Here is a 9,847-nt window from a genome sequence, read left to right as displayed (position 1 = left end):
ATAATTAGCGAACAATTCACGGAGTTAACTTTATTTATATTCGGATTTTATAAAACTAGTGGTTTACCGAATATCGATAATTCGATATACTATTATATGAATTAAATAAATAACTGCTGTCCACTGGGGTGCCGCAAGGCTGAGATAATACCCATTGAACCTGATCTAGTTAACACTAGCGAAGGAAGTCTGGCGCACTCCAATTGTAAATAATTAAACAAATTACAAGTGTACCCTTCTACTCTCGCGTAGGAGGGTATTTTTATTTTCGGCAGCATTCTGGAGGTTTTACATACATGTTTTCTCATCAATTAACTAAAGCGGCTGATCCAATCTTACAGGCGATTTACGATCATCCCTTCGTTCAAGGTATCGGTAACGGACACGTCGATGATGCCGCACTAAAATTCTACGTCGAACAGGATTTTCAATACTTGTCAGAATTTATCAAGATTTACGCTAGCATCATCCCACTTTTAAATGATCGCGAGGATATGCGATTCTTTGCGGAAAACATCGATTTTATTTTAAATAGTGAAATCCACCCGCATCACGTTTTCTGTGATATCGCAGGTGTGGAATACGAATCACTTCAACACGCTACCCCTAGTCCTAAGGCATACTTATACCAATCACATATGTATCGTGCCGTTCAATCAGGTAAATTAATCAACATCATTTGTGCACTACTGCCTTGTCCTTGGACATACAATGAAATCGCCAAACAAATTACTGCATTAGGTAAAAACACTGACGCTAACAAGTTCAAAAGTTGGATTGATTTCTATATGGATGACGGTGAAGCTAGTGATGGTGATTTAACCCGTCGTTTATTCAATATGGTTGACGACTTAGCTACCAACTTAAGTGAGGACGACTTAAACGAAGCTAAACAATACTTCTTAAAGAGCTCTGAACTAGAATGGGAATTCTGGCAACAAGCTTTCTATCAAGAAGGTTGGCGTTTTGCTGACGTGATTGAAGGTGACAAGAATGCATAGTAAAGAAGTTCCCCAAACCCTAACCATCGCCGGATCAGATTCTGGTGGTGGTGCCGGAATGCAAGCTGACATTAAGACCATGCAAGAAAACCACGTCTTCGCCACTAACGTTGTCGTTGGTTTAACTGCACAAAACACACTCGGGGTGCAAATGGTGCAACCCACTGACGTCGAAATGATAGATGCGCAATTCGATTCTTTATTTGATGACTTCGATATTAAGGCAGCCAAGACTGGGGCGTTATTTGACCAAATCAGAGTGGGCGCTGTAGTTAGAAACGTTAAAAAACATAATATCCATCCCCTAGTGGTTGACCCTGTAATGGTCGCCAAAGGTGGTGCCCGCTTATTAGATGATCAAGGAATTCACGCCATTATCAATGACTTATTGCCATTGGCTGATATCGTGACGCCTAATCTACCGGAAGCCCAAATTATGTATAACAAACCGATTGAAACTAAAGATGATGTAATTGATGCTGCTAGTTTTATTCAACAACTCGGCGCTAAGAACGTCATTATTAAAGGTGGACACCAAAGTGGTGATTTGATTGAAGACTATGTTCTGTTAGAAAACGGCGATAGCTTTATTATGGAAAGTCCAAAATACGACACCGTCAGAAAACACGGTACTGGTGATACCTTATCATCAGCAATTGTCGCTAGTTTAGCAAAAGGCAACTCTGTCGAAGATGCCATCATTGAAGGTAAAACCTACATTGATAAAATTTTACAATCAGAAATTTTAGTCGGCCATGGACACGGCCCACTTAACCATTGGGGGGCTGAAAATGCATTTTAGTCCAGAACAATTAAAGGTCTACTTCATTGCTGGAAGTCAAAACACTAACCATGATGTTGATGAATTAATTTCGATTGTTGAAAATGCCTGTCAAAATGGGATTACGATGTTTCAATACCGTGAAAAGGATAGTTCAACATTACCATTTGCAAATAAAGTCGCAGTCGCACAAAAACTTAAAACGATTACTAATCAATATGGAGTTCCCTTCATTATTGATGATGACATCGAATTAATGCGCGCTGTCGACGCCGACGGAATTCACGTCGGTCAAGATGACACTAAGATTGAACAAGTCATCAGTACTTGTAGCGATAAGATTATCGGGCTATCGACCCATGATCAAAACGAAGTTAGCGCCGCTAATAAAATCGATGGATTAGACTACATCGGAATTGGTCCCATTTTTGCGACTAATTCAAAGGCACACGTCAAAGAAGCAATTGGCATCGATAGTCTAGTGCAACTATACGCACTAGCTAACCACCCTGCTGTCGCTATCGGTGGCATTCATTTAAATAATGTCCACGATGTCTTATCTACAGATGTGGACGGTATCTCCGTCATATCAGCAATTACTAAAACTAATAACTTTGCCAAAACAATCAGCACCCTTAAAGGAGAACTATAATGACTACTATTAAACAAATACGTGATCAATCACCCATTATTTTAAATATTTCTAACATGGTTACCCCGCAACATGTGGCAGACGCTATTAACTTCATCGGTGCTTCTCCTATCATGTTTGACGACATTAAAGAAGCCGCTGATTTAGTCAACATTTCTAACGCCCTAGTCATCAATATGGGATCATCTAATGATGATGACGTTGAAAAATCAATCGCTGCTGGTAAGTACGCCAACCAAAAAGGAATTCCGGTCATAATTGACCCTGTCGCGATTGGCGCTTCTCAATTACGCCAGGATAACTTCGCAAAAGTAGCAAAAGAAGTTAAGTTTAATGGTGTTCGTGGTAACGCCGGTGAATTGGCCTTTTTAGCTGACATCGAATGGAACGCCCAAGGTATTGATGCCGGTGATGGTGACGGCGATTTACACGAAATCACCAAAGCAGTTGCCAAGAAATTTAACTGTATCAGCCTATTATCAGGGGTAGTCGATGTCATTTCCGATGGTCAAAAGGTCGTAGAAGTTCAAAACGGTCATCCTTATTTCGCGGTTAACGTCGGTTGTGGTGATATGTTAGACGGCATTTTAGGCGCTTGTTTAGCGGTTGATAATAGTTTAGATTCAGCAGTTCTAGCAGCAAGCATCTTAAGTATTGCCGGCGAAATTGCTGGTGAAAGCACTGAAAAAATACCCTACACATTCTTGAATACCGTTTTTGATACTCTTTACCAACTAAGCGATACACAAATTAACGAATTACAAAAGCTAGGATAAGAACACAAAAAAAGAACTGACATAGTCAGTTCTTTTTATTTTAGTAACATACAATGTAAACAACAGCGATGATAATTAAAGCGATTACCATTAATGTATAACAAATTTTTTCAAACATGAGAATTCCTTCTTTGCTCCGCATATAATTTACCTAAAGTTTAGGCTATGTGGACTTACTTGTCAATTTTATATGTATTAAAAAAACGTCGGTGCATTCCCGACGTTTTTTAGTAATTAGATGTATTGAACGATAGTCATTAAGATAGGAATAACTACGATAAACAATACAGTTGAAGTAGTAACAATATTAGTTGCATACTTAACATCACCGTGTGATTCAGCAGCTAAGATTGGAAGAACCGCTAGCATTGGAGTAGCAGATTGAACAATCATAGTTTGGTTAAACATACCTGGTAGTGATACACCACCGTGAGCAGCAACTGCTAATATTGAAATCATAATAACTGGAGCTAAAACGAAACGTCCTAATAAAGCAACGACAGTATCGCGATCGAATGAAATACTCTTCAAACCAGCATCAGCTAATACAATACCAATGTAAATTAGTGATAATGGAGTAACTAAGCTACCAACATATGATAAAGTTTGTGATAAGAAAGGAACTTTTAAAACTGGAATGTTTAGTAATAAGAATACCAAAGCAACTAAGAAACCAACTAAAGGCATTGGAATAACTTGTTTCCAGTTAATCTTGTGATGTTCTTTTGGTTGATCTTGCTTAGTAGGGTCATCATTACTGATTAAGAAGACACCAAATGCCCAAGTCGATACAGTGTTAATGATGTAGTAAACCAAGAAGTAAGTCATTGATTTATCACCAAACAATGCGATGTTTAATGGTAGACCAATGAAAATAGTATTGGCGTTAACGATAGCGTTAATAAATACACCACGACGACCAGCTCTAACCTTCATTACCTTAACCAAGATGAAGGCGATAATGTAACCAATTACTACTGAGATAATCCCCCAGATTAAGTAACTACCAAAACTAACTAGCTTATCTCTAGTTAGACGACTCAATACTGCAACAAAGATTGAAGCGGGTAGTGCGACGTTTTTGATTAATTTTGAAATATTCTTACTAAAAGTGTCAGCAAACCAACCGGTTTTTCTTAAAATGTATCCTAATACCATAATTAGAACAACAACTAGGACACTTTGAATTGAGTTAATAAATACTCCCATTGTGAAATCCTCCTATAGATATTCAAATATAATTATCATTATTTAATCAATGTAGAACACTATAGAACACTATAAAAGATATAGTCAAAGGATAAGTTTGTTATAAATATTTTTTATATCCGATAAGGTAACTCTTGATATTACTTGTTTTGATTGTTTCTGTCACGCTTACTTTTTAAAGATATAACTAACATTGTTGATAATGTAGAAATAATAAATAATGCAATGAATCCTAAAATAAAGAATACGATAGTCATTAAGCTCACAATCATTCATCTCCTAATTGGTTGTTTTAAATATTTATTTAAATTATAACTGAGATTAATTTTTTTCTCAAAAATTCTTGCATTCAAATTATGAATGTGGTTTAATATTATTTGTCGCTTGATATTACATCTCACAGACAAACTTAATATTTTGAGCTGTTAGCTTAAGGTAAAAGCACTCAGTCCTTTGCTGAGAAGATGGTGTTCAAAGCATCACAGCTCACTAACTAAAGTACTTTGAAGATTTTATCTTTGGGGTACTTTTTTGTTAAAAGAAATAAAGTTTGTTTTTGTATATCTCACAAAAAAGAACCACTTCTTAATGAAGTGGTTCTTTTTTTCATATAATAATATGATTTTAGTGGAATTGCATACCACCATCTAAGATTAGTGTTTGACCAGTCATGTAATCTGAGTCTTTTCCTGCTAGGAATGATACACCAGCAGCGATGTCTTCTGATTCAGCTAAACGACCTAAAGCGATATCCTTAGAGAATTGTTCCATACCCCAGTCATCATCTTTACCAGCATTTTGACCAACTTCATGGGCAATGTCCATCATCATTGGAGTCTTAACGATACCAGGTGCAAATGCATTAACAGTGATACCTTGACCTGCTAAATCACGAGCAGTTGTTTGAGTAATACCTCTAATAGCGAACTTAGTACTACCATATAGAGTTAAGTTAGGGTTACCAACAACACCAGCTTGTGAAGTAGCATTGATAATCTTACCACCATGACCTAATTCTTCGAACTTAGCTTTAGCAGCTTGTGTACCCCAGATAACTGATGCAACGTTAATGTTGTAAACAGTGTTAAATTGTTCTGGAGTAATGGTGTCGACAGGTGTAGTTGGACCTACACCGGCATTGTTAACAACAACGTTTAAATCACCAAATTCTTTAACTGTAGTTTCTACAGCGCTGAATACTTGATCACGGTCAGCAACGTCAGCTTGAACAGCAATAGCTTGACCACCATTTGCGTTAATTTCTTTGGCAACAGCTTCACCTTTTTCAGCAGTACGGTTAACAACAGCAACTGCGAAACCATCTTGAGCTAATCGAACAGCGATAGCTTTTCCGATACCTTGACCGGCACCGGTAACAAATGCAACTTTTTTTGTCATATTAAACCCTCATTTCTTTACAATAGTAACTTACAGTATGAAGTATATACTTATTTATGTTTATTTAAAGAGATTACTTTTATGTTTTTTTATACTATAATTGTGATGTCAAAAGTTTTTATCAATCTTGTACTAATTAATCTAAGGCTAAATGTTTGAATTAATCCGTTACTAAGTTTATGTTATATGTAATTGATGTTTCATTAATATCTATTGAAAAGGAAATGATAAATATGACTAATAATTTTGATTATGACGTATTATATATTGGTGCAGGTCATGGTACTTTTGACGGTGCTATGCCACTTGCTGCTAAGGGTTACAAAGTAGCTGTTATTGAAGCAGATAAAATTGGTGGTACTTGTCCCAACTGGGGTTGTAACGCTAAAATTGCTCTAGACTTACCAGTACAAGTTAAAGAAACTCAAAATCGTTTAAAAAACATTGTTAAAGGTGATCTTTCAATCGATTGGACCCAAAACATGTTAAACAAGCACAAAGTAATTGATGGTATTTCAGGTGCTATCGAAGGCGGATTAAAAGCATTCGGCATTGATGTTATACACGGATATGGTAAATTAGTTGATAATCATACTGTTTCCGTAGATGGAAAAAATTATTCATCTGATAAAATTGTCATCGCTACTGGATTACGTCCAAATCGTTTAGATGTTCCAGGTAATGAAATGGCTTCAGATTCTAAAGAATTCTTGAACTTAGAAGAACTTCCAGTTCACGTTGCGATTATCGGTTCTGGATACATTGCAATGGAATTTGCTACAATCGCAAATGCAGCAGGATCTGAAGTAACTGTGTTGATGCATGGTGACCGTGCTCTTCGTCAATTTGATAAAGAATACGTAGATGAGGTCGTAAATGATCTTAAAGAAAAAGGTGTTAAATTTGTAGAAAACACTGAAATCAAAGAATTCCATGGCGAAAAATGTAAGATGACTATTGAAACTAATAACGGTCCTATCTTCACTGACTTCGCATTAGATGCGACTGGTCGTATTCCAAACGTTGAAAACATCGGCTTAGATGAAGTTGGAGTTAAGTATGATAACAAAGGAATTATTGTAGATGATCATTTACAAACTTCTGTTGAAGGAATTTATGCTTCTGGTGATGTAGCTGTTACTGGTCAACCAAAACTTACTCCTACAGCAATGTTTGAATCACAATATCTAACTAGTTTATTTACAGGTGAAAACACAGACCCAATTGAATTCCCTGCTATTCCAACAACCGTATTTACAAGTCCTCGTATCGCTCAAGTGGGTATCTCTGTTGAAGAAGCAAAGAAGAGTGACGAATACACTGTTGAAGAACATGACATGACTACAGATTGGTATCGTGCAATTACTAATGAACACATTGCTAAGCGTACATTAGTCTTTGACAAACAACACCATCTAGTTGGTGCAACAGAAGTTTCACCTGAAGCTGATAGTGTGATTGATTCAATTCTACCAGCCGTCGCTTTACAATTAGACAAATCACAAATTAACAAAATCGTGCACCTATTCCCAACTATCGGAAGCGATGCATGGCAACAACTATAAAACTAAATTAAGTTTACCAGTTAAAACCGCATTGGACAATTTGTCTAATGCGGTTTTTTACGATTAAATCATAGTCAATATATTTGTGTTATTTCCTATAATAATGTAAATTTAAAGTATACAGGAAAATTAAATATGCCATAAAAATATGGAGGCTAATGATTATGAAAAATCCTAACTTCGATTACGATGTTGTTTACATCGGATCTGGACACGCCGCTTTCGACGGTGCCAAGACACTTTGCAAACAAGGTTTCAAAATTGCTTTCGTAGAAGCAGTTGCTGTTGGTGGAACTTGCCCTAACTGGGGTTGTAACGCCAAAATCACTTTAGATGGACCTGTTACTTTGGCTAAAACCCAAAGAAGAATGAAAGGTATCGTTGAAGGTGATACAAAGCTTAACTGGAAAGAAAACATCAAACACAAACGTGAAGGAATTCTACCCATTAAAGTAGACCGTGAAGCTACTATGAAGAGCCTAGGCATGGATGTTATCCATGGTTTTGCTAAGTTCACTGATGCTCACACTCTAGAAATCAATGGTGAACACGTTACTTCAGATAAAATCGTTATCGCTACTGGTTTAACTCCACACAAGGTGGAAATCGAAGGTACTGAATTATCACATGATTCACAAGACTTCATGGAACTAGAAGACATGCCAAAACGTATGGCAGTGATCGGTACTGGTTACATTGCAATGGAATTTGCTACTATGGCTAACGAATCTGGTGCAGACGTTACTATGTTCATGCACGGCGACAAGGCACTACGTCCTTTCTACCAACCTTACGTACAAATCCTAATGGACGAAATGAAGAAATCAGGTATCAAGTTTGTTGAAAACTCTGGTTTACGCGCATTTGAACAAAACGGTGACGAATACACTGTTACTTACGCTGACAACCAACAACTAACTGTTGATTACATTCTAGATGCTTCTGGTCGTGTTCCAATGGTTCACAACATGGGACTAGAAGAAGTTGGTGTTAAGTTCGACGCTAAGAAGGGAATTGAAGTTAACGAATACCTACAAACTTCAGTTGAAAACATTTACGCTTCTGGTGACGTTGCCGCTACTGGTCAACCAAACTTAACTCCTACTGCTACTTTTGAATCACAATACCTAAAGCATTTATTTGCCGGTGAAACTGATCAACCAATCGACTTCCCAGCTATTCCATCAGTTGTATTTACTTCACCTCGTATCAGTCAAATGGGTGTGACTGTTGATGAAGCAAACGCTAGTGATGAATACACTGTCGAAGAACATGACTTAACTGATACTTGGTTCAGACAAATCACTAAAGAACCAGTTGTTAAGAATGCCTACATCTTTGATAAAGAACACCGTCTAGTTGGTTTCACTGAAATTTCTGACCAAGCTGATAACGCAATCGACATGATTGTCCCAGCAGTTAACATGAAGATGACTCCACTAGAAATCGAAAGAAACGTGCACCTATTCCCATCAATCGGTCACGATACTTGGAAAAACATCTAATGATAATGGAAAAACCATAGCGAAGGCTATGGTTTTTTTAGTATCTATAGTATTATTAAAGTATTAAATCATACTGGAGGCATAAACATGTTCGAACGTTTTGAAGAAAAAAATGCTGCCAAGAAGCTTCTTCATTATCAACAACGCTTCTTCTTCGTTTTATTTATCCCATTTTTAATTGCTACTATTGTGGGATCTGTCGCATTCCAAATCACTCCGGATCCAGATAATGTAAGTAGTGTTTTTCAACAGCTATACCCCGCTTTATTTGGGACTATCATTTTCCAAATCATTGCTGGAATCTTTTACTGGGGTGCATTCGCAACTACCATTGATGTATTACGTGGTAACAATGACTTCAATAATCCATTTCGTAAATCATTCTCATTTATCGATAACCAAGGATTATTTTGGCACACCGTTGTATTAGTAATTATCATTCACATCTTTACTTTCCTATGGTCACTACTATTCCTTATTCCGGGAATTATCAAGTCATTCTCATATTCACAAGCAATTTGGATTTATCGTGATGCATACTTAAGCGGTAACAAAATCAGTTACTTAGAAGCAATCACCCAAAGTCGTCAAATGATGAACCACCATAAGTTAGAATACTTTGTCTTAGAACTTTCATTTATCGGTTGGATTATCTTAGCAGAAATCACCGCCGGAATCGTTGGTATCTACGTATTTCCATACATGGGAATTACCTATGCTAAGTTCTACTTATTCGTCAAAAACGAACATGAAAAAGTTTCGCAATAAAACTGTAATATTTTGTTAATTTGAAATTAATCAAAATAGTTATATAATGTGTATATAAAGTAATTTATCAAGCAGAGAAAAGGCATCGTGATTTCACGATGCCTTTTTTCTTTGTCTTATTTTCTTCGCTATTATTAGAAATATAATTAAATGATTAAATACTATAGCTGCGCTAAAAAGACCCTTTTTTAT

Annotated in this window: 10 protein-coding genes and 1 riboswitch; of the genes, 7 read left to right on the top strand and 3 right to left on the bottom strand. The window is 36.7% G+C overall.

Annotation, left to right across the window (positions count from 1 at the left end):
* Positions 1 to 114 precede the first annotated feature (114 nt).
* Positions 115 to 204: riboswitch (TPP riboswitch) on the top strand.
* Between the two features lie 92 nt (positions 205 to 296).
* The 4 genes from tenA to thiM are packed head-to-tail and all read left to right on the top strand — an operon-like array spanning position 297 to position 3,210.
* Complete coding sequence (tenA, locus tag M3005_RS04965; protein ID WP_293794260.1) at positions 297 to 1,001, top strand: thiaminase II; 705 nt, start codon at positions 297 to 299, stop codon at positions 999 to 1,001.
* Positions 994 to 1,803 (top strand): bifunctional hydroxymethylpyrimidine kinase/phosphomethylpyrimidine kinase, encoded by an 810-nt coding sequence (gene thiD, locus M3005_RS04960; protein ID WP_293794258.1) that lies wholly within the window; start codon positions 994 to 996, stop codon positions 1,801 to 1,803. The genes tenA and thiD overlap by 8 nt, the downstream gene beginning before the upstream one ends.
* Positions 1,793 to 2,434 carry a thiamine phosphate synthase gene (thiE, locus tag M3005_RS04955; RefSeq protein ID WP_293794256.1) on the top strand — a complete coding sequence of 214 codons (642 nt, stop codon included), beginning with the start codon at positions 1,793 to 1,795 and terminating at the stop codon, positions 2,432 to 2,434. Before thiD ends, thiE begins: the two co-directional genes overlap by 11 nt.
* Positions 2,434 to 3,210: a hydroxyethylthiazole kinase gene (gene thiM / locus M3005_RS04950; RefSeq protein ID WP_293794254.1), complete on the top strand. Its 777-nt coding sequence runs from the start codon at positions 2,434 to 2,436 to the stop codon at positions 3,208 to 3,210. The genes thiE and thiM overlap by 1 nt, the downstream gene beginning before the upstream one ends.
* Positions 3,211 to 3,444: 234 nt before the next feature.
* Here thiM and M3005_RS04945 read toward each other — a convergent pair whose 3' ends face one another.
* The 3 genes from M3005_RS04945 to M3005_RS04935 form a co-directional block, all read right to left on the bottom strand.
* Entirely contained in the window at positions 3,445 to 4,419 is a 975-nt protein-coding gene (locus M3005_RS04945) for an AEC family transporter (protein ID WP_293794252.1), read from the bottom strand.
* Positions 4,420 to 4,559: 140 nt separating this feature from the next.
* A complete protein-coding gene (locus tag M3005_RS04940; RefSeq protein WP_293794249.1) occupies positions 4,560 to 4,685 on the bottom strand; it encodes a hypothetical protein in 126 nt (41 codons plus the stop codon).
* Positions 4,686 to 5,043: 358 nt separating this feature from the next.
* Positions 5,044 to 5,817 carry a (S)-acetoin forming diacetyl reductase gene (locus M3005_RS04935; protein WP_293794247.1) on the bottom strand — a complete coding sequence of 258 codons (774 nt, stop codon included), beginning with the start codon at positions 5,815 to 5,817 and terminating at the stop codon, positions 5,044 to 5,046.
* Positions 5,818 to 6,050: 233 nt separating this feature from the next.
* On the opposite strand from M3005_RS04935, the gene M3005_RS04930 reads away from it, so the two are divergent.
* From M3005_RS04930 to M3005_RS04920, 3 genes are all read left to right on the top strand, one after another.
* On the top strand, positions 6,051 to 7,382 hold the full coding sequence (locus M3005_RS04930) for a dihydrolipoyl dehydrogenase family protein (RefSeq protein ID WP_293794245.1): 1,332 nt from the start codon (positions 6,051 to 6,053) through the stop codon (positions 7,380 to 7,382).
* A gap of 164 nt (positions 7,383 to 7,546) precedes the next feature.
* Entirely contained in the window at positions 7,547 to 8,887 is a 1,341-nt protein-coding gene (locus tag M3005_RS04925) for a dihydrolipoyl dehydrogenase family protein (protein WP_293794244.1), read from the top strand.
* An 87-nt stretch (positions 8,888 to 8,974) separates the two neighbouring features.
* Positions 8,975 to 9,655 (top strand): DUF975 family protein, encoded by a 681-nt coding sequence (locus M3005_RS04920; RefSeq protein WP_293794242.1) that lies wholly within the window; start codon positions 8,975 to 8,977, stop codon positions 9,653 to 9,655.
* Positions 9,656 to 9,847 lie beyond the last annotated feature (192 nt).

It is taken from the genome of Apilactobacillus sp. (genome assembly GCF_025290035.1).
Classification (GTDB): domain Bacteria; phylum Bacillota; class Bacilli; order Lactobacillales; family Lactobacillaceae; genus Apilactobacillus.
Note: the sequence above shows the minus strand (reverse complement) of the source record. Positions and strands in the feature narration are given on the sequence as shown.

Excerpts from the sequence above, each read along its gene's own strand:
- M3005_RS04920 (WP_293794242.1), top strand. The coding sequence starts at position 8,975 with ATGTTCGAACGTTTTGAAGAAAAAAATGCTGCCAAGAAGCTTCTTCAT.
- thiM (WP_293794254.1), top strand. The coding sequence starts at position 2,434 with ATGACTACTATTAAACAAATACGTGATCAATCACCCATTATTTTAAAT.
- tenA (WP_293794260.1), top strand. The coding sequence starts at position 297 with ATGTTTTCTCATCAATTAACTAAAGCGGCTGATCCAATCTTACAGGCG.
- M3005_RS04925 (WP_293794244.1), top strand. The coding sequence starts at position 7,547 with ATGAAAAATCCTAACTTCGATTACGATGTTGTTTACATCGGATCTGGA.
- thiD (WP_293794258.1), top strand. The coding sequence starts at position 994 with ATGCATAGTAAAGAAGTTCCCCAAACCCTAACCATCGCCGGATCAGAT.
- thiE (WP_293794256.1), top strand. The coding sequence starts at position 1,793 with ATGCATTTTAGTCCAGAACAATTAAAGGTCTACTTCATTGCTGGAAGT.
- M3005_RS04935 (WP_293794247.1), bottom strand. The coding sequence starts at position 5,817 with ATGACAAAAAAAGTTGCATTTGTTACCGGTGCCGGTCAAGGTATCGGA.
- M3005_RS04930 (WP_293794245.1), top strand. The coding sequence starts at position 6,051 with ATGACTAATAATTTTGATTATGACGTATTATATATTGGTGCAGGTCAT.
- M3005_RS04945 (WP_293794252.1), bottom strand. The coding sequence starts at position 4,419 with ATGGGAGTATTTATTAACTCAATTCAAAGTGTCCTAGTTGTTGTTCTA.